Raw genomic sequence first — 23959 nt, forward strand, 5'->3', positions numbered from 1 at the left:
GGGCCCAGCCTCAGCGGCGGGCCGCGGCCTGGCGCAGCAGGGTCGTGAGGACGTCGCCTAGCCGGTGCCCCGCTGCCTCCACGGCCATCGGGAACATCGAGGTCTCGGTCAGCCCGGGCGACACGTTCACCTCGAGGAAGTGCACCGTGCCCGCGGCGTCGACGATGAGGTCGGTGCGCGAGAGGTCGGCCAGCCCGAGCACCTCGTGGACGGTCACCGCCACCTCGGCCACCCGGCGGGCGAGCTCGTCGGACAGGCGGGCCGGCGTGTGGTACTCGGTGAGGCCCGGGGTGTAGCGCGACGTGTAGTCGAAGACGCCGGACTCGGGGGCGATCTCGACCGCGGGCAGGGCGTGCGGGCCCTCCCCCAGGTCGACCACCGACACGGCGACCTCGATGCCCTCGACGAACCGCTCGACCAGCACGGTGTCGCCGTAGGCGAAGCAGCTGACCATCGCGGCGGGCAGGTCCTCGACCCGGGTCACCTTCTGCGCGCCGAGCGCGGAGCCGCCCGAGGCGGGCTTCACCATCAGCGGCAGCCCGTGGCGCGCGACGATCAGGTCGAGCACCGCGCCGGCGCCCAGCTCGCGGAACGTGGAGTGCGGCAGGGCGACCCAGTCCGGGGTGGTCACGCCGGCGGTGCGGACGACGGACTTGGCAGCGGGCTTGTCCCACGCCAGCCGGCAGGCCGCGGCCGGGGACCCCACGTACGGGATGCCGGCCAGGTCGAGGACCGCCCGGACGGCGCCGTCCTCACCCGTGGAGCCGTGCAGCGCGATGAACACCGCGTCGGCGGGGCTCGCCGCGAGGCCGGGCAGCAGGTCGCCGTCGGCGTCGCGCAGCTCGGCGTCGAGCCCGGCACGCAGCAGGGCCTCGACCACCTGGGTGCCCGAGGACAGGCTGACCTCGCGCTCGAACGTCAGGCCACCGGCAAGCACGACGGCCTGCAGCAGGTCGGTGCCGGTGTCGGCCGGGTGCGCGGTCACGGCTGGTCCCCCACGGTGTCGGACGACGCCGGGCCGGTGATCGGCTCGACCACGGGCACCTGCGGGGTCGCCGGCCGGACGGCGCGGAAGCGGCCGGTGTCGACGGTGTCGAAGGTGGAGTGCAGGTCGAGCTCGGCCTCGACGACGCGGGCCAGCCGGCGCACGCCCTCGCGGATCTGGTCGGGCTCGGGGTAGCAGTAGGACAGCCGCATGTACTCGGTGCCCTGCCCGTCGGCGTAGAAGCCGATGCCCGGCACGTAGGCCACGTGCGCGCTGACCGCGCGGGGCTGCATGCGCTTGGCGTCGAGACCGGCGGGGAGCTTGAGCCACACGTAGAAGCCGCCGTCGGGCCTGGTCCAGCTGGTGCCCGGGGGCATCAGGGCGGTCAGCGAGTCGAGGGTGGCGTCGCGGCGCTCGCGGTAGAGCTCGATGAAGGTCTTGATCTGCTGCTGCCAGGGCTGGGTGTCCAGGTACCGGGCGACGGCGTACTGGGTGAGCGAGGGCGGGCAGAGCACCTGGGCCTCGGTGGCCAGCACCAGCTTCTCGCGGACGGCGAGGGGTGCGAGCACCCAGCCCACGCGCAGGCCCGGGGAGAAGGTCTTGGAGAACGAGCCCAGGTAGATGACGCGCTCGGCGTCGCGGGCCCGCAACGCCTTCATGGGCTCGCGGTCGAAGCCCAGCAGGCCGTAGGGGTTGTCCTCGACGACGAGCAGGTCGTACCGGTCGGCGATCTCCATGACCTTCGCACGGCGCTCCTCGGTGAGCGTGATGCCGGCGGGGTTGTGGAAGTTCGGGATCGTGTAGAGGAACTTGACCTTGTCGCCGCGGGCGCGGCACTCGATGAGGGCGTCCTCGAGCGCCTCGGGCACCAGGCCGTCGTCGTCCATGAGCACGTGCTGCACTCGGGCCTGCGCGGCCTGGAAGACACCCAGCGCGCCGACGTAGGACGGCGCCTCGGCCAGGATGACGTCGCCCGGGTCGACGAAGACGCGGGTGACCAGGTCGAGCCCCTGCTGGGAGCCGACGGTGACCACCACCTCGGACGGCGAGGCGTCGGTGATGCCCTCCAGGGCCATGACGTCGCAGATCCGCTCGCGCAGCCGCGGGTCGCCCTGGCCGGAGCCGTACTGCAGCGTCTGGGCGCCCATGCCCGACACCAGCTCGCCGATCATCGAGCCGACGGCGTCCAGCGGCAGGGCGGTGACCGCGGGCATGCCCCCGGCCAGCGAGACCACCTCGGGGCGGCTGACCACGGAGAACAGGGCCCGGATCTCCGAGCTCTTCATGCCGTGGGTGCGGGCGGCGTAGCGGTCGGCCAGCGGGTCCAGCCGCGGGTGACGCGCCGGGACCGGTGCCGACGCGCTGACCGAGGGGTCAGGCGTCAGGGAGGACATCGTCCGAGTGTAGAAGCCGACCGTCAGGCAGGTGTGGACAGTTGGTAGGTGCCGGTCGGCGGGTCGGCCTCGGCGGGCAGGAACAGCCGCTGGACGGCGGCCAGCACGCTGGAGGCGACGGTGCTGCGCAGCCGTGCGTCGAGCAGCAGCTGGCGGTCGACCGGGTGGGAGAGGTACCCGCAGTCGAGCCGGATGGCCGGCATGCGGGTGAGCCGCAGCAGGTCCCAGGTCTTGGCGTGCGAGCCGCAGTCGAGCATGCCGGTGCGGGCGATGACCTCGCGGCGCAGGAGGTTCGCGAACTCCTCGCCCACGGTCGACGACGCGCCCGAACCGGTGCCGTAGTAGTAGCTGGCCACGCCGCGGGCGTGCCGGGAGCCGTGCGCCTCCATGTGCAGCGAGACGAACAGGTCGGCGCGGGCGGAGTTGGCGAAGGCGGTGCGCTCGGCCAGCGACGGGCCACCCCGTCGTCCGCGGGTCAGGTAGACGGTCGCCCCGGCGGCGGCGAGGCGGCCCTCGATGCGGGAGGCGAGGTCGAACACGAGGTCGGCCTCGGTGGTCTCGCCGGCGGTGAAGCCGGTGTCCTCGCCGCCGTGGCCGGGGTCGATCACGATGACCCGGCCGATGAGGTGCGGACCGGACTCGACCATGCCGGCGCTCTGCCGCAGCAGCTGGGGACGACCCCCGGTGACCCGCCGGCCGAGCTGCCGCAGGGCACGCAGCGTGCCCGGGCCGCAGGTGCCGTCGACGGTGAGGCCGTAGTCGCGCTGGAAGCTGCGCAGGCCCACCTCGGTCTCGGCGCCGAGGATGCCGTCGGCCCGCCCGGCGTCGTAGCCCAGCTCGAGCAGGCGCTCCTGCAGGCCGTGCACGTCGTCGCCACGCATGGGCCGCTCGGGGTCGTAGCGCAGCACCCGGTCGCCGAGGGACCAGCGGGCCTCGGTGAGCGCCCGGTAGGTCTCCTCACCGACCCGGCCGTCGACGGACAACCCGCGGACCTGCTGGAAGTGCCGGACGGCGAGCGCGGTGGCCTCGTCGTAGACGTCGGCGCCGGTGGGCTCGGTCGTCAGCAGGCCCAGGGCGCGGAGCGCGGCCTGGACCTCGGTGACGGCGGGACCGGCACTACCGGCTTGCAGGGGCTGCACGCGGGGGTCGCTCCCAGGCTGTCGATCGGTACGGGTTCGTCTGATTGTCGTCCCTGCCGGGCGGTACGGCGACACCCGGGGGCCCGGACGTGCGACGGGGGGCACGGACGAGTGGTCGTCCGTGCCCCCCGTGACGCGCTGGGGCTACCCGAGGTTCAGAGGTAGTCGGCCAGGTCGGAGAGGATCGCGCCCTTGGGCTTGGCGCCGATGATGCTCTTGACCGGCTTGCCGCCCTGGAAGACGGTCATGGTCGGGATCGACATGACCTGGTAGTCGCGGGCGATCTGCGGGTTCTCGTCGATGTTGAGCTTCGCGATGGTGATCTTGTCGGCGTGCTCGCCGGCGATCTCCTCGAGCACGGGGGCGACCATCTTGCACGGGCCGCACCACTCGGCCCAGAAGTCGACCAGCACGGGCTTGTCGCTGCCCAGCACGTCGGTGGCGAAGCTGTCGTCGGTCACGGTCACGGTGTTGCCGGCCATTGCGGACTCCTTGGTGGGGGATGGAACGGCGCGGCCTCAGGGGCCCGCCGCGAGCTTGCGAGTGGTGGGGGGAGGTCGGGTCCTTCTAGCGCTCGTCGAAGGTGTCGGCGAGCCAGCGCTCGGCGTCGATCGCCGCGGCGGCTCCGGTGCCCGCCGAGGTGATCGCCTGCCGGTAGATGTGGTCCACGACGTCACCGCAGGCGAAGACGCCGTCGATGTTCGTGCGGGTCGTCGGGTGCTCGACCTGGATGTAGCCCTCGTCGTCGAGCTTGAGCTGCCCGGCGAAGATCTCGCTGCGCGGGTCGTGGCCGATGGCGACGAACAGGCCGCTGACGTCCATGGTCTCGGTGGCGCCGGTCTCGGTGTCGGTCAGCTCGACCGACTGCACCTGGTTCTCGCCGTGCACGTCGGTGACCTGCTTGCCCAGCGCCCAGCGGATCTTCTCGTTGTCCTGGGCGCGCTTCTGCATGATCTTCGACGCCCGCAGCTCGGCACGACGGTGCACGACGGTGACCGACTTGGCGAAGCGGGTGAGGAAGGTGGCCTCCTCCATCGCCGAGTCCCCGCCGCCGACGACGACGATGTCCTGGTCGCGGAAGAAGAAGCCGTCGCAGGTGGCACAGGCCGAGACGCCGTGGCCGAGCAGCCGGGCCTCGTTCTCCAGGCCGAGGTAGCGGTACTTGGACCCGGTGGCCACGATGACCGCGTGCGCCAGGTGCACCTCGTCGCCCACCTTGACCACCTTGGGGGTGGCGGTGAGGTCGACCTCGGTGACGTCGCTGGGGACCAGCTCGGCACCGAAGCGCTCAGCCTGGGTGCGCATGTCGTCCATGAGCTGCGGGCCCTGGATGCCCTCGGGGAACCCGGGGAAGTTCTCGACCTCGGTGGTGGTCATCAGCGCACCGCCGAACTGGGACCCCTCGAACACCAGGGGGTGCAGGTTCGCGCGCGCGGCGTAGGTGGCGGCGGTGTACCCGGCCGGACCGGACCCGATGATGATCAGGTCGCGGACGCCACCGCCCTCCGCGGGCGGGATCGTGGCCGGGGCCTGGCCGGGGTCGCCGGGGGCGGACACCGCGGGGCCGGGGGTGGGCTGGTCGTTCGTCACGGGCGGCACAACGGCCAGCCTAGGGCCGGCATTCCCGGGCGGTGGACCATTGCCTGCGGTGGGGCCGGCGGTCAGCCGGCCGACAGCGGGGCGACCTCGGCGAGGTCGGCGGAGAAGCCGTCGTCGGCGGGGACGAGGCCGGTGACCCACACCAGCACGTACCGGGTGGTCACCGGGCTCTCGAAGGAGAGGACGTCGGCACCGCCGGTGAGCTCGCCCTGGGCGCCGACGGCGTAGGAGTCGAGGTCGTCGCCGCCGTCGCCGGTCCGCACCTCGACGGTGGCGCCCTCCGAGCCGGTCACGGAGATCGCCGAGAGCGGCTGCTCGGACCCGAGGTCGTAGAGGACGCCGACGCCGGGCTTGAGGTTGCCGAAGTCGGCCGACCCGCGGTAGTTCAGCGTCGGCCAGGCGGTGGCCGGGTCGCCGTCGAAGGACTGCGGGACGTCGTCGTCGTTCTCGGGCTCGCCGTCGCCGAAGGGGTCGAAGACGGTGGCCGTGGAGATCTGCAGGGGCGTGCCGGCGGGGGTGCCGGTGTCGCCGCCGGAGCCGTCGTCGCTGGGGGCCGCCGTGCTGGGCCGGGAGCCCTGCGTGTCGTCGACGCTGCTGGCCGCGGAGATCACGTTGTTGCCCAGCCACCATCCGGCGGCGATGACCATGGCGAGGGCGAGCAGCGGGAGGCCGACCACGAGCAGCCGGCGCCGCCACCCGGCGACCTCGGGCTCGTCGTCGACGACGTCGTCCTCGTCGTAGGTCGACGCCCAGTCCAGCTCGTCGTCCTCGGCGGTGTCCTCGGCGACGACGGCGGGCACGGGCGGGTAGCTGTCCCGGGTCAGCGGGACGGCGTCGTCGACCCGCGGCAGGGGGCGTCCGGCGGCCAGGGCGGCGTCCTCGGCGTCGCGGCGGTCGCGCAGCTTGCGCAGCCAGCCGCTCTCGGACTCCTCGCCGCGGATCGACAGGTGCGGGTCGGTGTTCCCGGTGCGGGGGCGCTCGCCGAGCAGGGCGGCCATGGCCGCGACCGAGGACAGCGCGGTGCCGGGCTCGGTGGAGCGGGCCCGGCGGACCAGGGCGGCGAGGTCGGGCTGCACGATGACCGGCGGGGTCACCCCGGGCTCGTCGCCGCGACGCCCGGTGAGGCACAGCTCGAGGAGGGCACCCAGGGCGGCGATGTCGCCGGGCACCGTGCCCTCGGCGGCGGGCACGGCCAGCAGGCCCACCAGGCCACCGGGCCGCAGGACGACGTGGTCGGGGGTCAGGCCGCCGACGGCGAGGCCGACCCGGTGCGCCTCGGCGACGCCCTCGGCCAATCGGCGGACGACGGCCCGGGCCTCGCGCTCGGGCAGGGGCCCTGCGGCGAGCCGGTCGGTGAGGGTCTGGCCGTCGATCCACTCGTTGACGACGTAGGCGGCGGGGCTGTCGTCGGGCGTGCCCTCGGCGGCGTCGTAGACCATCGACAGGGCGGGGGTGGCCAGCCCGCCGGCGGTCAGCGCCCGGGCGATCCAGCCGCGGGCGGCCGGGCCGCCGGGGGTGTGCACGCGCAGCGCGACGTCGCGGTTCAGCACGCGGTCGCGGGCCCGCCAGGACCGGATGACCCCGGTGGCCGTCGGCTCGTCGGGGGCGAGCTGGTCGATGGGCCGGTAGCGGTCGGGGAGGCCGGTGGTCGTCGACGTCACGGACGCTGCCGACCTCCCGGTTGTCTGCCAGCCGCCTCTCGGGCCGGTCGCGACGCCGACCCGGGGTTCACCGTCGTGCTCCGCCCAGGCGAGCCCGGACGGCGGCGACCGGCCCCGAGACCTCCGGGACCTTCACCAGCACGACGCCGACCACGACCACGACGCCGATGACCAGGCTACCGACCAGCAGGGTGACGAGCGACCCGGCGACCGAGGTCCCGGCCACACCCTGGACGAGGTGCACCGCACCCCACCCGATGCCCCCGGCGACGGCGGAGACGACGGCCAGCTTGACCACCGGACCGGCGGTGTCCCCCGTGCGCACGGCGCCGAGCTTGCGGCGCAGCGCGAGGTCCCCGGCGACCCAGCCGGCGACGTAGGTCAGGGAGGTGGCGACCACCAGGCCGGCGACCACGTGCTCCGGCTCGACCACGGCGGGCACGAGCAGCAGCAGGGGCACCCGGACGGCGACCATCACCACCTGGATGAGGGTGGGCGTGCGGGCGTCCTTCATCGCGTAGAAGACACGGAGCTGCAGCAGCGTGACGGCCATCGGCAGCAGGCCGAACGCACCCAGGGCCAGGGCCGTGCCCATCGCCCGTGCCTGCTCCAGCGAGGTCTCGCCGTGCCCGAACGCGACGGTGGTGAGCGCCGGCCCCAGGACGACGAGCAGGGCGGTGACCGGCAGCAGACCGACCGCGGACAGGCGCATGCCCAACCCGAGGTCGGCGGCGACCCCGGGGACGTCGTGCCGGCTCGCCGCGCGGCTCATCCGCGGCACGAGGGCGGTGAGGAGCGCGACGCCGATGATCCCGTAGGGCATCTGGAACAGCAGGCTCACGTTCGCGAAGCCGGCCGACCCGAGCCCGGCGGTCTGACCGGCCTCCTGGGAGACGCGCCCGGCGGCGTTGGCCACGCGGGTGGCGACGAGCACCCCGACCTGGCTGATCGCGACGTACCCGATGACCCAGAGGCCCAGCGTGCCGGCCTCGCCGAGGCCCGAGCCGCGCAGACCCCAGCGGGGGCGCAGCGGCACCCCGACCTTGCGCAGTTGCGGCACCAGCACGAGGGCCTGGACCGCGATGCCCAGGGTGGTGCCGACGCCGAGGAGCCAGACCTGCACCGGCGTGATCGAGACGGGGGTGAGCGGACCGGGCCCGCTGGCCGCGACGAACAGCCCGGCGGTGGCGATCACGACGACGTTGTTGAGCACCGGCGCCCAGGCCGGCCAGCCGAACACCCCGCGGGCGTTGAGGATCGCGGTGACCAGGGCACCGAGCCCGTAGAAGACGATCTCGACGAGCAGCAGCCGGGCCAGCCAGTTGGCCAGCGCGACCTGGTCGGGGTCGCCGGTGATGCCGTAGGCCCTGGTGAGCAGCGGTGCGGCCAGCACCGCGACACCGGTCATCACGACGAGCCCGGCCATGGCCAGGGTGGTCAGCCGCTGGGCGTAGCCGACCCCACCGTCACGGTCCCGCTCCTGGGCGTGCACGAGCAGGGGGACGACGACCGAGGTGAGCACCCCGCCCAGGAGCAGTTCGTAGACGATGTTGGGCAGCGTGTTGGCCGTGTTGTAGGCGTCGTTCACCGCGGCCACCCCGAGCGCAGCCGTGATCACGACCGTGCGGAGCAGCCCGGTGATCCGGGAGACCAGGCTGGCGACGGCCATCGTGCCGGCGGCGCGCAGGATCCCCCGGCTGCCCCCGGGCCGGCCCTCGCGGGCCTCGTGGACGCCGGTGTCCTTGTCGTCCGCGGTCGCCGGCACGGGCGGGAGCACCGGGATGATCTGGGTGTCGTCGGGGCCGGGGACGAAGCGGCTGCGGAACGACTCCTGCTCCCCCGACCGCGGCCGGGGCGGCGGCGGGAGGGCCGGGGCATGCGGTGCGGCCTGCGGCGCCGGTGGTGGCGGCACGGCGGGGGTCGGGCGCGAGGGCGGGGCCAGGGCCGAGCCGAGCGGGCTGACCCGGGTGGCCGGTGCCGACCCGTCGGTCTGCGGGCGCCGCGGTGACCGGACCGGACGCTGCTGCGGCACGACGGGGTCGTCGGTGGTCGGGTGGCCCGCCAGGGCGCTCGCCGAGGGGGCGGCCAGCGGCGGCGGGACCGCCCCGTAGGGCGCGGGGGGCAGGGGCGAGGACGACGGGCGGGCGGGCCGGGCGGCCGGTTGCTCACGGCTGTGCCGGCTGGTCCCGGTCTGCTCGGTCCCGCCCCGCCCGGTGCCGGTCCGCTCGGTGCCGGTCCGCTCGGTGCCGGTCCGCTCGACCAGCTCGGCGACGGTGGGCGCCTCCTCGGACGCCGGCCCGCCGGGGGGCGGGGGCCGGTGGTTGCCGCCGGTCACACCGGGCTCCGGGTGGTGGGTGCGGGGTGGTCGGCGTCAGGGCCGCCGTCGGCCGGCACGAGGACGTCGTCGTCGACCGGTCGGGCCTCGCCGCGCCGGCGGCGGAGCACGAAGAGCACGAGCCGGCGGAGGAAGAGCAGCCCGAGCAGGGCCGCCGCGCCGATGGTGATCGCCAGCGTGATGGGCCCGTAGGCGGTGCTGGTGACCCGCAGCTCGACCTCCGAACCGAGCACGCCACCGGCGGGGGTGGTGAGCCGTGCGACGACGGTGAACCCGCCGGACTGCCGGACGGTGGTGGGCACCGTGACGACGGTGCGGGAGTTGGCCTCCAACCGCTGCGGGGGCACGTCCCCCGCGGTGAACCCGACCCCGCTGCGGGCCCGCAGGTCGAGCACCACGGTCACGGCGAAGGGCAGGTCGTTGCGCACGGTGAGCACGAGGGGGGCATCGCTGGAGGCCAGGCTGTAGGTGCCGTCGGCGGGGACGACGAGGCCCACCTGCCCGCGCAGGCCGTCGATGGTCTGCTCCACGTCGGCCGCCGCCGCGGCGAAGCCGGCCGGGTCGCCCCGCCAGGCGGTGGACGAGGCGCGGGCGATCGCGTCGTCCTGCTCGGCGAGCACGTCCCCGGCCTCGTCCCCGACGGCCGCGGCGAGGTCGGCGCGCACGGCGTCCGCGCGGGCGAGGGCGACCAGGCCCTCCCCGGCCAGCACCGTGGTGTCGGTGGGGGCGACGAGGGTGCCGGCCTCGGCGGAGGGCCCGGCGGCCAGGTCGGTCAGCGAGGCGCCGGCCAGCCAGGTCTGGGTGACGGTGTCGGCGAGCATGGGCGTGGCCCAGCTCGGGTCGGCCTCGACCTCGCGGGGGGGCACCACCAGCACGGTCTGCGCGACCGCCGGGTCGACGGCGGCGAGCTGGTCGGTCAGCACCCCGAGCTCGGCCAGGTAGCGCTGCTCGGCGGCCCGGGCGCCGCCCGGCGCGGTGTCCGCGCCGGCCACGACGTCGCCCAGGGCGGTGTCGGCCACCAGCGTGGTGAGCTGCCCGGCGGCGGTGTCGACCGGCACCCGGGCCGCCGCCGCTCGGCCGGTGCGGCCCACGGCGGCGTCGGAGTCGGTGTAGGCGCCCTGGGCCAGCACGAGCTGGTCGACCCCGGCGGCCTGGAGGGTGGCGAGGGTGTCGGCCCGCAGCACCCCGCCTGCGGGCCACACGAGGTCGGTGCGGGGCTGGGTGTCCAGGGCGTCGGCCAGGATCCGCGCCCCCTCGCCGTCGGCACCCTCCTCACCGGCACCCCCGCCGGCCGGGGTGCCGGGCAGGGCCCGCAGGACGACGTCGGACAGGCCGGCCGACTGCAGGGCGTCGGCGTCCACGTCGGCGTAGGGCAGGGCGAGGACCGGGTGGACGGCGGCCAGCGCACGCAGCCGGTCCAGCCACGTCGCCGCGGCCGCCACGCCGGCACCGGCCACGCCGTCGACGGTGTAGCCGCCGGCCATCGCGGTCAGCTCCTGCACCAGGGCGGGGTCGACGGCGAGCGTGACCGGCACCCCGCGGCCGCCGTCGGGCAGGTCCTCGAGCACCTGCAGGGCGCGGTCGAGCCGGCCGTCGGCGGACAGCTCCGCGGCGAGGTCGTCGTCGGTGAAGCGGCCCGCCGCGTCGCGGTGGGGCCGGTCGGTGAGCGGCCAGAGCCACGCGACCGAGGTGGGGGTGGTGGGCGCACCGGGCGCGACCAGGTAGGTGGGCAGCTCGCCGACCCGCTCGACGAGCCCGCCGCGGGTGCCGTTCACGTTGACCAGCACCGGGTAGACGCCGGCGGCGGTGATGCCGAGCTCGGCGGCGGTGGTGCTGTAGGCGAAGGGGATGTCGTCGCCGGGGTCCAGGACCCCGCTCTGCGGCAGGAACGGCGCCTGGGCGGTGGTGCCGGCCGAGGGGCGGGCGGCGTCCTCGGCCAGGGCCTGCCGCGAGGTCAGCCGGTCACCGCGCTGCAGCCGGACCGAGACGTCGGTGATCGTGTCGTCGCCGGCGTTGGTGAGCGTGCCGCTGACCTGGATGACGCTGTCGGCGGTCACCGTGCGGGGTTCCAGCACCGACAGCGTGACCTGGACCGGGCCGGCGGTGCTGGTGGTCTGGTCACCGGGCGCGGCGGCCGCGGGGGCGACCGGGCCCGCGAGGACGGTGCCCAGCGCGGCCAGGCACGTCAGCAGGCAGACCAGCAGGGAGGTGGGGAGGCGGCCGGGGGTCCGCCGCATCACGCGCTGTCGGCCAGCAGGCCCGGGGCGCGCTCCACCAGGGCCCGCTCGTCGGCGTAGGCCAGCCGCTCGGACAGCTCCGAGAGCGGCACCCAGGCCACCTCGGTGACCTCGACGTCCTCGTCGGAGAGCTCGCCGCCGGTGGCCCGCAGCAGGAAGTGGTGCACGGTCTTGTGCACGCGCCGGCCGTCGGCGACGAACCAGAAATCGATGATGCCCAGCGGTGCGACGATCTCGCCCTGGATGCCGGTCTCCTCGGCCACCTCGCGCACGGCGGTGTCCTCGGGGGTCTCCCCGGCCTCGATGTGGCCCTTGGGCAGCGACCAGAGCAGCCGGCCCCGCCGATCGGTGCGGCCGATCAGGGCTGCGCGCGGGCCGGTGCCGTCGTCGTCGGCCACGACCAGCCCGCCGGCCGAGGTCTCGTCGACCCGGCGCAGACGTCGGCCCGGGCGTCGTCGTCCGCCCGTCGGAGCCATGCTGTGCAGGGTAGCGCGACCGACCTCAGTAGCCTGGGCGGTCGTGTCCGACGAGCGCCCGCGTCCCGAACCCGCGCCGGTCCCCGAGGCCGTGCAGCAGACCGTCCGCGACCTGGTCGACCTCACGCCCGTCCTCGGCCTGGTCGGCGAGCGGTTCACCGCGGCCGGCCACGAGGTGCACCTGGTCGGCGGATCGGTCCGCGACGCCCTGCTCGCGGCGGGGTCGGGCGCGGCCCGACCCGGGGACCTGGACCTGACGACGTCGGCCACGCCGGAGCAGACCCTCGCCGTCCTCGACGGCCTGGCCGGTTCCACGTGGAACACCGGCATCGCCTTCGGCACGGTGGGTGCCGAGGTGCGCGGCGAGCGGCTGGAGATCACCACCTTCCGCGCCGACCGGTACGACCGCGAGTCCCGCAACCCCGAGGTCGCCTGGGGCGCCTCGCTGGTGGACGACCTGGCCCGCCGCGACTTCACGGTCAACGCGATGGCGGTGTCGTTGGGCCCCGACCGCACGGTCACCGACCCCTTCGGCGGGCTGGGCGACCTGCTGGCCGGCCGGCTGCGCACGCCCGGACGCCCCGAGGACTCGTTCGCCGACGACCCGCTGCGCATGCTGCGGGCGGTCCGCTTCGTCGCCCAGCTCGGGCTGACCCCCGCGCCCGAGGTGGTGGCGGCGATGACCGCGCAGGCTCCCGAGCTCGGCCGGATCACCGCCGAGCGGGTGCAGCACGAGTTCTCCCGCACGCTGCTGAACGACTCCCCGCGTGCGGCGCTGGACTTCCTGGTCTCCACCGGGCTGGCCGACGTCGTGCTCCCCGAGCTGTCGGCCCTGCGCATGGAGATCGACGAGCACCACCAGCACAAGGACGTCTACACCCACTCCCTCACGGTGCTCGACCAGGCGATCGCCCTCGACCTGGCCGACCCGGAGTCGCCCTCGCCGGACCTCGTGCTCCGGCTGGCCGCGCTGCTGCACGACATCGGCAAGCCGGCCACCCGCCGGCACGAACCGCGGGGCCGGGTGTCCTTCCACCACCACGAGGTGGTCGGCGCCAAGCTGGTGCGCAAGCGGCTGACCGCGCTGAAGTACCCCAAGGAGGTCGTCGAGCAGGTCTCGCGGCTGACCTTCCTGCACCTGCGCTTCCACGGCTACGGCTCGGGCGAGTGGACCGACTCCGCCGTCCGCCGCTACGTGACCGACGCCGGCGACCTGCTCCCCCGGCTGCACAAGCTCGTGCGGTCGGACTCCACCACCCGCAACAAGCGGCGGGCCGCGGCGCTGTCGGCGACGTACGACTCGCTGGAGCAGCGCATCGCCGAGCTGTCGGCGGCCGAGGACCTGGCGCGCGTGCGGCCCGACCTCGACGGCAACCGGATCATGGAGCTGCTGGGCATCGAGCCCGGCCGCGAGGTCGGGGAGGCCTGGCGGTTCCTCAAGGAGCTGCGGCTCGAGCGCGGGCCGCTGGCCCCCGAGGACGCCGAGGCCGAGCTGCTCAGCTGGTGGCGCTCGCGCTGACCGCGACGGGTTGGTCGGTCCACACCCGGCGCCGCACGGTGTTGGCCACGGCCGCGGCGAGGTAGAGGACGGCGACCAGCACCAGCGCCGGGACGCTGGCCCCCGACCCCGGCAGGGCGAGCGCCCCGACCACCAGCGCTGCGACGAAGGTGACGTTGAAGACGGCGTCGTAGACCGAGAACACCCGCCCGCGGAAGTCGTCGTGCGCGACCTCCTGGAGGGTGCTGTCCACGCAGATCTTCACCGCCTGCGCGACGAAGCCGAGCAGGAAGCCGGCGGCCACGATGGTGGGGGCCAGGAAGGGCAGGCCCAGGCCGAGCTGGCCGGCCGCCCCGAGCAGCAGCACCGCCGTCGTCCAGCGCGCCTTGCCCCAGCGGCGCACCGCCGGCGGGGTGAGCGCGGCGGCCAGCAGGGTGCCCACCGCGCCCGCCGCGAGCACCTGGGCGAGACCGGGCAGACCGGTCGGGAACAGCGACCCGACCGGTTCCAGGGTGTTGCGGTAGAGCAGCAGCGTGAGCAGGGTCAGCAGCCCGAAGCAGACCCGGTGCACGGCCATCAGGGTCAGCACCCAGGTGGCCGGACGGGAACCGAGCACGTGCCGGGCGCCGGCCTGCAGCCCGTGCAGCACGTCGCGGGCCGAGACGGTCGCCGCCCGGGAGGTGTGGTCCGGGCCCAGGTAGGGGCGGGCGAAGCCGGCCACGATGGCCGAGCCGAGCAGGTACGGGCCGGCGGCGCAGAGGGCCAGCAGCGCGTAGCCGGTGTCGCCGTCGGCGAGCAACGACTGCACCCCGATGGCCACCCCGCCGCCGACCACCGTGGACACCGCACCCGCGGTGGTGCTGAGGGCGTTCGCCGAGACCAGCGAGGGTCGGTCGCAGGTGTGCGGCAGCCCGGCGGACAGGGCCGACAGCACGAACCGGTTGACCGAGAACACCGCCAGCCCGGCGAGGTAGAAGGCCGGCCCGCCGATGCCGGCCCAGGTGAGCGCCGCGACCCCGACCACGAGCAGCGCCCGGACGACGTTGGCCACGACCAGCACCTGCCGGCGGCTCCACCGGTCCAGCCACACGCCGGCGAAGGGACCGAGCACCGAGTAGGGCACCAGCAGGACGGCGAACCCCGCGGCGACGTCGACCGGGTCGGCGGCGCGCTGCGGGTTGAACAGCACGGTCCCGGCGAGCGCCGCCTGGAACATGCCGTCGCCGAACTGCGAGGCCAGCCGGGTGAGCAGCAGTCGCCGGAAGTCGGCGCGCCCGAGCAACCGGCGCGCCACCGCCCCCCGTCCCGCCACACCCGCACCCTACGGCGGCGACGGGCCACCCCACCGGGGCCGGTCCTGGGGCACACTGGGCCCGATGAACGCGGTGCCCCCGTCGCCCGACCCGGACCGCCGACCCGCCGGCTCGGCCGCGGGCCGGGAACCCGGCGCGGCCGTCCCGCCGCTGACGATCGGTCGGCTCGGCGACGTGCGGCCCGGCTGCCTGCTGGTCGCGATGCCGCTGCTCACCGACCCGAACTTCGCCGGCACGGTCGTCTACGTGGTCGACCACTCGAGCACCGGCACGGTCGGGGTGGTGCTCAACCGCCCGAGCGAGGTGCGCATCGCCGACGTCCTCCCGGGCTGGGCGGACCTGGCGGTGCCGCCCGGGATGTTCCACGTCGGCGGGCCGTGCGAGAGCGAGACGGCGCTGTGCCTGGCCGCCGGCCCCGGTGGTGGGCCGGGTCTCCAGCCGGTCGGGGACGGCGTCCACCTGGTCGACCTCGACGTCGACCCCGGTGAGGTGTCCGGCGCCGTCGACGGCCTGCGGGTGTTCGCCGGCTACGCGGGGTGGTCGCCCGGTCAGCTGGGCGGCGAGCTCGCCGAGGGGGCCTGGGCCTGCGTGCCGGGGCTCCCGGCCGACGTGCTGGCCGGCGACGAGGGGATGCGTGCCTGGCACCGGGTGCTGGCCCGGCAGAGCGGCCCGCGGGCCGTCCTCACCACCGCCACCCCGGACCCCACCCAGAACTGAGGAAGGACCCCGTCGCCCCCCAGCACGGCTCCGACGCGCCGGGACCCGGCGAGGGGGCCGACCCGTGGTCTCACCCGTCCCACGGGTCTCGCACGGCGGCGCGGGTTCTGGCAGACTGAGGGCTGCGGGAGGGACGGTCTGGGGAAGAGACCGTCCCTCCCGTTTCCATGCCGCCCGACGGGACGACGCCCTCCGTCAGAAGCCGAGCTCGGCGGTCACCTGCGGGTAGTCGGCGGCGTTCGCGGTCTCGGCGTCGCCGGGCAGCGTGATGGTGCGCGGGCCGGGGTCGCCCAGCGTGATGGTCACGTCGAAGGTCTGGTCGGGCAGCCGGGTCTGGTACTGCACGAGCATCTGGTCCGACGCCGACACGACCACGGTGGCGCCGGACCCCGTGCGGTACACCGCGCACAGCTGGCCGTCCACGGTCTGCTGGCCCTGCCAGGTGTAGCCCCGCTCGAGGATGGCGCGGGGGTCGTCGTCGGCCCGCTGGGAGAGCCGGGGCAGCAACTGCACCAGGACGTCGACCAGGGACGACGTCCCGTCCGCGCGCGTGGTGGTCAGCGGCCGGCGCAGGTAGGTGGTGTCGGGTCGGCCGGCGGCCGCGAGCGCCTCGGTGAGCCCGGGCACGTCGCCGTACCAGAGGTCGGTGCCGCTGAAGAACAACGTGCGGGAGTCGTCGGGCCGGTCGCGGAACGTGGTGACGGCCTGGGCCCGGCCGTTGCCCTGCCGGAAGTCGATCTCGCCGGTGAGCGTGAGCACGGTGCCCTCGGCGTAGGGCGCGGTGACGGTGACGTCGGCACCGCCGGCCTCGAAGTTGCGGTGCAGCAGCCCGGCGAGGGTGGCGGCCTCCTCCTCGGTGACCGGGTCGCCGGGCGTGCGGGTGGCCGAGGACCCGTCGCTGCAGCCGGTCAGCACCGCGACGGCGAGGACGAGCAGCAGGGCGAGCAGACGTGGTCGGGCCGGCATGACCCCAGCGTACGAAGCCATGCCGGCCCGGTGGATCAGCGCTCGACGGTGCCGGCGATGAAGGCCTCGACGGCGTCGCGGGCCTCGGAGTCGCTGTACTGCACGGGCGGGCTCTTCATGAAGTACGAGGACGCCGACAGGATCGGGCCCCCGATGCCGCGGTCGAGGGCGATCTTGGCAGCGCGGACGGCGTCGATGATGATGCCGGCGGAGTTCGGGGAGTCCCAGACCTCGAGCTTGTACTCCAGGTTCAGCGGGACGTCGCCGAACGCGCGGCCCTCGAGCCGCACGTAGGCCCACTTGCGGTCCGACAGCCACGGCACGTGGTCCGAGGGACCGATGTGCACGTTGTCCTTGCCCATGTCCCGGTCGACCTGGCTGGTGACGGCCTGGGTCTTGGAGATCTTCTTGGACTCCAGGCGCTCGCGCTCGAGCATGTTCTTGAAGTCCATGTTGCCGCCGACGTTGAGCTGCATCGTCCGGTCGAGCTGCACGCCGCGGTCCTCGAACAGCTTGGCCAGCACGCGGTGGGTGATGGTGGCGCCGACCTGGCTCTTGATGTCGTCGCCGACGATCGGCACACCGGCGGCGGTGAACTTGTCGGCCCACTCCTTCGTGCCGGCGATGAACACCGGGAGCGCGTTGACGAAGGCCACACCGGCGTCGAGGGCGGCCTGGGCGTAGAACTCGGCCGCCTGCTGCGAGCCCACGGGCAGGTAGCAGACCAGGACGTCGGCACCGGACTCGCGCAGCGCTGCGACGACGTCGACCGGCTGCTCGTCGGACTCCTCGATGGTCTCGCGGTAGTACTTGCCCAGACCGTCGAGGGTGGTGCCGCGCTGCACCGTGACGCCCAGCGGCGGGACGTCGCAGATCGTGATCGTGTTGTTCTCGCTGGCGCCGATGGCCGCGGACAGGTCCTGGCCGACCTTCTTGGCGTCGACGTCGAACGCGGCGACGAACTGCACGTCGGAGACGTGGTAGTCGCCGAAGCGGACGTGCATCAGGCCGGGGACGCTCTGCGTCTCGTCGGCGTCCTTGTAGTACTCGACGCCCTGCACGAGCGATGCGGCGCAGTTCCCGACGCCGACGACGGCGACCTTGACCGATCCCATGGGTCCTCCTCGATGCCGGCGACGGTGCGCGGCTGGTTGTGGTGTGGGGCAGCCGTGCCGTCGCGGACCCGGCCGCGCTGCCGGGACCGCGGTCGACCTGCCCCGCGTCGAGGTGAACATACGGGGTCGTTTGTCACGTTGCATGTCGACCCCTTTGTCCGGTCCGCAGCGGGTACCCGGCCGCGGAGGTGCGCGGCGGACTCCCCGGAGGCCGGCGCCGGGCGGTTACCGTGGTGGTCCGCGCGCGGTCGACGTCCAGGTCGGGCCCGGGGACCGGGCCCGTGACCAGGCGCGTCAGCGGGCCGGGGCGCCGCCCACCGCGTCCGGTCGGGCACCGGGTCGCCCCGACCGGCACCGCGCCCGGACGGAACGGTCCGGGTCGTCCACAGCATCACCCGTCATCCTGGTGGCGTCCCCCGGTCGGTGACCAGGGGCGATGTCGCACCACCGAACCGAGAGAGGGGCCACCGCCGTGCCTCCCCACGACGAGACCTCACCCGTCGGCCTGCCCGCCGGCTCGGTGCGCCGTCCCCCGCCCGCCCGCGCCGGTCGCGAGGGCGGTGGCGGCCGCCCCGACCCGCGTCGTCCCGACCCGCGCACCGCGCGCCGCGGCGACCGCGGCCGCACCACCGCGGCGCGCACCGACGGCGGGGCGAAGGTCTCGGCCCGACCCGCGCCCGGGAAGAAGCGCGCGAAGGGCAAGCGCACGGCGAAGCAGAAGCGGCGGCGGGTCTACAAGGTCCTCGCCTCGCTGGTGCTCGGTGGCCTGCTGCTGCTCGGGGTCTTCGTGGGCGTGGTCTACGCCAACACCAAGGTGCCCAGCCTCGACGACGTCTCGCAGGCCCAGACCACGATCGTCTACTACTCCGACGGCACCACCGAGATGGCCCGGCTGGGCAGCGAGAACCGCATCGCGGTGAGCCTGGACCAGGTCTCCGAGCCTGCCCGCGACGCGATCCTCGCCGCGGAGAACCGCAACTTCTACTCCGACCCCGGCATCTCGGTCACCGGCATCGCCCGGGCGGCCTGGAACAACCTCACCGGTGGTGCCACCCAGGGCGGGTCGACGATCACGCAGCAGTACGTGAAGAACACGCTGCTCACGGCCGACCAGACGTTCAGCCGCAAGTTCCAGGAGCTGTTCCTGGCGGTCAAGCTGGACAACAACTACTCGAAGGACGAGATCCTCGAGGGCTACCTGAACACCATCTACTTCGGTCGCGGGGCCTACGGCATCCAGGCCGCGGCGCAGACCTACTTCGGCGTCGACGCCAGTGCGCTGACCGCCCAGCAGGGCGCCGTCCTCGCCGTCCTCATCCGCAGCCCCAGTGCCTACGACCCGGCGAACAACCCCGAGGGCGCCCAGGACCGGTGGGGCCTGGTGCTCGACGGCATGGTCGAGCAGGACTGGCTGAGCCAGGCCGACCGCGACGCCTCCACCTACCCCGCGGTGCTGCCGGTGACCGGGTCCTCCCTCGGCCTGCCCGACGGCCCCGAGGGGCTGATCGTGCAGCAGGCGCTGGCCGAGATGGAGTCGCGGCTGAGCCTGACCCAGGACGAGGTCCTGAGCGGCGGGTACCGGATCGTGACCACGGTCAACCCCGCTTACCAGCAGGCCGCCGTCGAGACGGTCGCCTCGGTGATGGAGGGCGAGCCCGAGACGCTGCGCCAGGCGCTCGTCGCCGTCGAGCCGCGCACCGGAGCCGTGCTCGCCTACTACGGCGGCACCACCGGCACCGGCTTCGACTACGCGCAGGCGCAGCGGCCGCCGGGCTCGTCGTTCAAGCCGTACGCGATGGCCACCGCGCTGGAACAGGGCATCTCGATCAGCTCCCGGCGCGACGGCAGCTCGCCGCAGACCTTCTCCGACCGTGAGCAGCCGGTGCGCAACTCCGGTGGGGCCTCCTGCGGCGACTGCACCCTCGTGCAGGCGATGACCCGATCGCTGAACACCACGTTCTACGGCCTGGCCCTCGAGGTCGGCCCGGAGAACGTACGCGCCACCGCCCTGGCCGCGATGGGGCTGGGCGACACGTGGCAGTCGGGCACCCTCGCCGGCGCGAAGACGCTGGCCAACAGCGAGGGCTTCACCGGCTCGGCGATCGGCATCGGTGAGTACGAGGTCCGCCCGATCGACCAGGCGGTGGGCTTCGCCACGCTGGCGAACGGCGGGGTCCGGCACGCCACGCACTTCATCCAGCAGGTCACCGACTCCGAGGGCGGTGTGGTCGTCTCCCCCGAGTCCGTGGTCGACGCCGGCACCCAGGCGATCCCGGCCGACGTGGCCAGCGACACCACGCTGTCCACCGAGGGCGTCGCCGCGTACTCCAAGCGCAGCCTGGACGGCGACCGCCCGGTGGCCAGCAAGACCGGTACCCAGGGTCTGCAGGGGTCGACCAGCGACAACACCGATGCCTGGATGGTCGGCTACACCCCGTCGATCTCCACCGCGGTGTGGATGGGCTCGGACACCCCGTCGGCGATCGAGAACGCCAGCGGCGGGCCGATCTTCGGGTCGGGACTGCCGGGGCAGATCTGGCAGGAGTTCATGGACCGGGTGCTCGACGGCACCCCGGTCGAGGAGCTGCCCACCGAGCAGCTGATCGACGGCGACACGGGCAACAGCAACGCCGTCCCCGACCCCACCACCGAGGCCCCGCGGACCACCGAGGCGCCGGCGCCGAGCACCACCCAGGCCCCGGCTCCGGCCCCGACCACCGAGGCCCCGACCACGACGGTGCCCCCGACCACGGCGCCGCCCACCACGGCGCCCCCGACGACCCAGCCCGCGCCCGGCGGGGGCGGGGGCGGGCTGGTCCCGGTGCCGGGGCAGCCCGGCAACGGGCAAGGGGGCGGCTGACCGACCCGGCACGGCAGGATGACGCCGTGAGCACGCACGACACGGGCCCGTCCCCGGCCGACCAGCCGGAGGGCGGGCCCGCGCCGTCCCCGCAGCCCCTCCCCCAGCGCAGTGCCCCGCCGCAGATCGCGGCCCCGCCGTGGCCCGACCGGGTGGTGCCCACCTGGACCGACCGGGTCGCCGCCCAGGCCAGCGAGGCCGTGGGCGGCCCGTGGGGCCGGCACGCCGTCACCGGGCGCGCGCTGTTCTGGACGCCGCTGCGCGCCTGCCTGCTGTTCTGCGTGGTCGGCCTGGCGCTGGCCTGGGCCAAGCAGAACCCGTGCGCGGACGGCGACTGGACGGGCTCCAAGCAGTACACCCACCTCTGCTACTCCGACACCGTGCCGCTGTTCGGCCTGCGCGGTCTGGCCGAGGGCCGGGTGCCCTACCTGGAGTCGCCGCTGGAGTACCCGGTGCTCACCGGTGGCTTCATGTGGGTGGCCTCGGTGCTGGCCCGCGGCTACGACTCGCTGGCCTCGACCGTGGGCCTGCTGCCGACGGTCGTGCCCGTGCAGAGCTACTACGTCGTCACCTGCCTGATGCTCAGCATCTGCGCGCTGCTGATCACGCGTTCGGTGGTCGGGCTGGCCGGTCGCCGTCCCTGGGACGCCGCGATGATCGGGCTCTCACCCCTGCTGGTCGTGCACGCCTTCACCAACTGGGACCTGTTCGCGGTCGCCCTCGCCACCCTGGCGATGTGGGCGTGGGCGCGCGAGCACCCGGCCCTGGCCGGCGTCCTCGTCGGCCTCGGGACGGCGGCCAAGCTCTACCCGGTGCTGCTGCTGGGCGTGCTGCTCGTGCTCTGCCTGCGCACCGGCAAGCTGCGGGCCTGGGCGGTCACCACCGTCGCGGCCGTCGGCGCGTGGGTGCTGGTCAACGCACCGATCGCGGTGCTGGCGCCGGAGAACTGGCGGGAGTTCTTCACGCTCAACGACAGCCGGCCGGCCGACCCGGACACGCTGTGGAACATCGCGCTGAACGCCACCGACTTCCGGCTGTTCGACGGCCCGCTCGCCGCGGGTCAGTCGCCCACCGTGCTCAACACCTGGGTGGCGGTGGCCACGGTGGCTGTCTGCGCCGCGGTGGGCTGGGTGGGGCTGGCGGCGCCGGTGCGGCCGCGCGTGGCCCAGCTGGCGTTCCTGCTGGTGGCCGGGTTCCTGCTGGTCAACAAGGTGTGGAGCCCGCAGTACTCGCTGTGGCTGCTGCCGCTGGCGGTGCTGGCCCGCCCGGCCTGGCGGTCGCTGCTGGCCTGGCAGGTCACCGAGGCGCTCGTCTGGGTGCCCCGGATGCTCTGGTACCTGGGCACCGACAACAAGGGCGTCGACGTCCAGTGGTTCTTCCTGGCCGTCGGGGTGCGCGACGTCGCCGTCCTCGTGCTGGTCGGGCTCGTGCTGCGCGACGTCTGGCACCCCGAGCTGGACCGCGTGCGGCGCAGCTGGCCGGGCACCGACGACCCCGCCGGCGGCGTCCTGGACGGCGCCGACGACCGGTGGGTGCTGTCCCGACGAGGGGGGCTCGGAGGGTCCCGCGAGGAGGGACGGACGCGCTCGTCGGCGGTGGGGGACGGCACCTGATCGCGGTGCGATCCGGAGGATCGCGATGTCGTGGGCCGACCTCAGCCCAGTGCTCGGCGCACCATGGCGATCTCGGCCGCGTGGCTCGGCCCGTCGCCGGGGGTCTCGAGGACGACGGGGCACCCGGCGGTCCGCGCCACCTCGAGCAGCAGGTCCACCGGGATCTGCCCCTCGCCGAGGGGGGCGTGCCGGTCGCGCATCGAGCCGGCCTCGTCGCGGCTGTCGTTGAGGTGCACCAGGTCGATGCGGCCGGTGATCGCCCGCACGTCGTCGACCACGGTGGCGAGGTCCCAGCCGGCCGCCCAGGCGTGGCAGGTGTCGAGCACGAACCCCGCCCCGAACTCGCCGACCGCGTCCCAGAGCCGGGCCAGCGCCTCGAGCTCGCGGGCCATGGCCTTCTCGCCGCCGGCGGTGTTCTCGACGAGCACCGGCACGGGGAAGCCGCCGTCGTCGGCCTGCCGCTCGAAGAGCTTGCGCCAGTTGTCGAAGCCTGCGGCCGGGTCGTCCCCGCCGGTCACGTGCCCGCCGTGCACCACCATGCCGGCGGCACCGATGGCCGCCGACGCGGCCGCGTGCTGACCCAGGAGCTTGCGGCTGGGGATGCGGATGCGGTTGTTCGTCGACGCCACGTTGAGCACGTAGGGCGCGTGCACGACGACGGTGAGGTCGGCGGCCCGCAGCTCCTCGGCGTCGGGACGCGGCTTGGGCGCCTTCCAGCCCTGCGGGTCGGCGAGGAACACCTGGACGGCGCTCGCGTCGACCTCCGCGGCGCGGGCCAGCACCCCGTCGTCCGCGACCTCGCCGTCCTCGGTGAGACCGGAACCGACGTGCACTCCTACCGGCTGTGACGACATGCTCCCGACCGTAGGCGGTGGGTCCGACGTCGAGATGCGTGCGTATCTCGCAGGTCACACACTCGTTCTGGGATGTGATAGGTGTTACTCACAGGTACTACCAACGGGTAACCAGGCTCGGGTCTCGACGGAGAGGCACAGGACGATGCAGAGCGGACGGATCGGGCGGACGGCACGGCGCGGGGTCGCCGTCCTCACGCTGGGGTGGCTGCTGGCCATGGCCGGCTCGGTGCTGGCCGCGCCCACGGCGAGCGCGGCGCCCACGGCGACGGTCGAGATCCGCACGCTGACCCCGCCCGTGGTGAGCATCGACGCCGGCGGCACGGCCACCTTCGTCAACTCGGTGGCCTCCTACCCGGCCAGCATCACCCTGCCGCTGGTGGGCACCCTGGGCGCGACGGTGTACACCGACATCGCGGTCAGCTTCAACGGCAGCACGCAGACGCTGCAGCCGGGCCAGTCGGCCAGCTACACCTTCCCGGGCAGCACGGTCGGGTCGATCACCTACACCTACCGGGTGGTCTCGGGCACCAACCTGTCCGCGGCCGTGCTCAACCAGCTGGTCAACGGCATCGTCGGCACGCTCCCGCCGCTGCCGGTGGGCACGCCCTTCGTCGTCAACACCCTGGTGCCGCTGCCCAACCTGCCCTCGGCCAACCTGCCCACGCTGCCGCCGGTGAACGTCGCGGTGCCGACCACACCGGGTACCGCTCCCACCGCACCGCCGGTCACCGGCACCGACCCGGGTACCGCGCCGGTCGCCGAGCAGCCCGCGACCGAGGCCCCGGCCGCCGGCGACGGAACCGGGTACCAGTACTCGCTGCCCGGCTCCGGTGGCGGCCAGCTGGCGCCGGTCGACACCTCCGCCGCCGCCGCCTTCGACCCCTCCCGCTTCACCACCAGCGACGCCGCCTCCTCGGCCCGCAGCGGTGGCGGCGGCGGCCCGGGCAGCTACGACGGCGCCTCGGTGCCGGTCTTCGGCCAGCTGGCCGGGCTGAACGGCTCGTCGCTGCCCAGCGGTGGCGACGACGTCGAGATCGCGTCGGACACCTCCAGCCGCCCGGACCCGGCGTTGTCGGTGCCCGCACTGGCCGCGGTGGTCGCGCTGGCCGGGGTCACCGCGGCCCTGGTGCGCACCCACCTGGCGCAGCGCGCCGCCAAGCGCTGACGGCCTGCTAACCTGGCCGTTGCGCTCCT

At 74.5% G+C, this 23959-nt stretch carries 18 protein-coding genes; 5 read left to right on the forward strand and 13 right to left on the reverse strand.

Annotated elements, in window-relative coordinates; translation table 11 throughout:
* Positions 1 to 10: 10 nt before the first annotated feature.
* The 9 genes from BLP29_RS18780 to BLP29_RS18820 all read right to left on the reverse strand — a co-directional run bounded on the left by BLP29_RS18780 (position 11) and on the right by BLP29_RS18820 (position 11826).
* Positions 11 to 985 (reverse strand): D-alanine--D-alanine ligase family protein, encoded by a 975-nt coding sequence (locus BLP29_RS18780; protein ID WP_092807368.1) that lies wholly within the window; start codon positions 983 to 985, stop codon positions 11 to 13.
* Entirely contained in the window at positions 982 to 2379 is a 1398-nt protein-coding gene (locus tag BLP29_RS18785) for an aminotransferase-like domain-containing protein (protein WP_092807370.1), read from the reverse strand. Before BLP29_RS18785 ends, BLP29_RS18780 begins: the two co-directional genes overlap by 4 nt.
* 23 nt (positions 2380 to 2402) lie before the next feature.
* On the reverse strand, positions 2403 to 3518 hold the full coding sequence (locus BLP29_RS18790; RefSeq protein ID WP_092807372.1) for an N-acetylmuramoyl-L-alanine amidase: 1116 nt from the start codon (positions 3516 to 3518) through the stop codon (positions 2403 to 2405).
* A gap of 155 nt (positions 3519 to 3673) precedes the next feature.
* Positions 3674 to 4000: a thioredoxin gene (trxA, locus tag BLP29_RS18795; RefSeq protein ID WP_092807374.1), complete on the reverse strand. Its 327-nt coding sequence runs from the start codon at positions 3998 to 4000 to the stop codon at positions 3674 to 3676.
* Positions 4001 to 4085: 85 nt separating this feature from the next.
* Positions 4086 to 5117, reverse strand: a complete 1032-nt coding sequence (gene trxB / locus BLP29_RS18800; protein WP_243470092.1) for a thioredoxin-disulfide reductase — start codon at positions 5115 to 5117, stop codon at positions 4086 to 4088.
* A 62-nt stretch (positions 5118 to 5179) separates the two neighbouring features.
* Complete coding sequence (locus BLP29_RS18805; RefSeq protein WP_092807376.1) at positions 5180 to 6778, reverse strand: protein kinase family protein; 1599 nt, start codon at positions 6776 to 6778, stop codon at positions 5180 to 5182.
* A gap of 67 nt (positions 6779 to 6845) precedes the next feature.
* The gene (gene murJ / locus BLP29_RS18810) at positions 6846 to 9113 is read right to left on the reverse strand and encodes a murein biosynthesis integral membrane protein MurJ (protein ID WP_243470093.1); all 2268 of its coding nucleotides are present in this window, start codon (positions 9111 to 9113) and stop codon (positions 6846 to 6848) included.
* Positions 9110 to 11350, reverse strand: a complete 2241-nt coding sequence (locus tag BLP29_RS18815) for a DUF6049 family protein (protein ID WP_092807378.1) — start codon at positions 11348 to 11350, stop codon at positions 9110 to 9112. The genes murJ and BLP29_RS18815 overlap by 4 nt, the downstream gene beginning before the upstream one ends.
* Positions 11350 to 11826 carry an NUDIX hydrolase gene (locus BLP29_RS18820; protein WP_092807380.1) on the reverse strand — a complete coding sequence of 159 codons (477 nt, stop codon included), beginning with the start codon at positions 11824 to 11826 and terminating at the stop codon, positions 11350 to 11352. Before BLP29_RS18820 ends, BLP29_RS18815 begins: the two co-directional genes overlap by 1 nt.
* Positions 11827 to 11869: 43 nt before the next feature.
* Here BLP29_RS18820 and BLP29_RS18825 point away from each other — a divergent pair, with 43 nt between their 5' ends.
* The gene (locus tag BLP29_RS18825; protein WP_243470094.1) at positions 11870 to 13345 is read left to right on the forward strand and encodes a CCA tRNA nucleotidyltransferase; all 1476 of its coding nucleotides are present in this window, start codon (positions 11870 to 11872) and stop codon (positions 13343 to 13345) included.
* Here BLP29_RS18825 and BLP29_RS18830 read toward each other — a convergent pair.
* Positions 13323 to 14636 (reverse strand): MFS transporter, encoded by a 1314-nt coding sequence (locus BLP29_RS18830; protein ID WP_243470095.1) that lies wholly within the window; start codon positions 14634 to 14636, stop codon positions 13323 to 13325. The genes BLP29_RS18825 and BLP29_RS18830 overlap by 23 nt on opposite strands.
* A gap of 64 nt (positions 14637 to 14700) precedes the next feature.
* On the opposite strand from BLP29_RS18830, the gene BLP29_RS18835 reads away from it, so the two are divergent.
* On the forward strand, positions 14701 to 15354 hold the full coding sequence (locus BLP29_RS18835) for a YqgE/AlgH family protein (protein WP_092807384.1): 654 nt from the start codon (positions 14701 to 14703) through the stop codon (positions 15352 to 15354).
* 195 nt (positions 15355 to 15549) lie between these two features.
* On the opposite strand, the gene BLP29_RS18840 is transcribed toward BLP29_RS18835, so the two are convergent.
* Positions 15550 to 16320: a hypothetical protein gene (locus tag BLP29_RS18840; RefSeq protein WP_092807386.1), complete on the reverse strand. Its 771-nt coding sequence runs from the start codon at positions 16318 to 16320 to the stop codon at positions 15550 to 15552.
* Positions 16321 to 16355: 35 nt separating this feature from the next.
* Positions 16356 to 17435: an inositol-3-phosphate synthase gene (locus BLP29_RS18845; protein ID WP_092807388.1), complete on the reverse strand. Its 1080-nt coding sequence runs from the start codon at positions 17433 to 17435 to the stop codon at positions 16356 to 16358.
* 472 nt (positions 17436 to 17907) lie between these two features.
* On the opposite strand from BLP29_RS18845, the gene BLP29_RS18850 reads away from it, so the two are divergent.
* Both BLP29_RS18850 and BLP29_RS18855 read left to right on the forward strand, forming a co-directional pair.
* Positions 17908 to 20295, forward strand: a complete 2388-nt coding sequence (locus BLP29_RS18850; RefSeq protein WP_243470096.1) for a transglycosylase domain-containing protein — start codon at positions 17908 to 17910, stop codon at positions 20293 to 20295.
* 26 nt (positions 20296 to 20321) lie between these two features.
* Positions 20322 to 21908, forward strand: a complete 1587-nt coding sequence (locus tag BLP29_RS18855; RefSeq protein WP_243470097.1) for a glycosyltransferase family 87 protein — start codon at positions 20322 to 20324, stop codon at positions 21906 to 21908.
* A 41-nt stretch (positions 21909 to 21949) separates the two neighbouring features.
* Here the strand turns inward: BLP29_RS18855 and BLP29_RS18860 are convergent, their stop codons facing one another.
* Complete coding sequence (locus BLP29_RS18860; RefSeq protein ID WP_092807392.1) at positions 21950 to 22762, reverse strand: deoxyribonuclease IV; 813 nt, start codon at positions 22760 to 22762, stop codon at positions 21950 to 21952.
* A gap of 145 nt (positions 22763 to 22907) precedes the next feature.
* On the opposite strand from BLP29_RS18860, the gene BLP29_RS18865 reads away from it, so the two are divergent.
* Positions 22908 to 23930, forward strand: coding sequence for a hypothetical protein (locus BLP29_RS18865; protein WP_092807394.1), 1023 nt, complete (start codon positions 22908 to 22910; stop codon positions 23928 to 23930).
* The last annotated feature ends 29 nt before the right edge of the window (positions 23931 to 23959 follow it).

Source organism: Klenkia marina, from assembly GCF_900101025.1.
Taxonomy (GTDB): domain Bacteria; phylum Actinomycetota; class Actinomycetes; order Mycobacteriales; family Geodermatophilaceae; genus Klenkia; species Klenkia marina.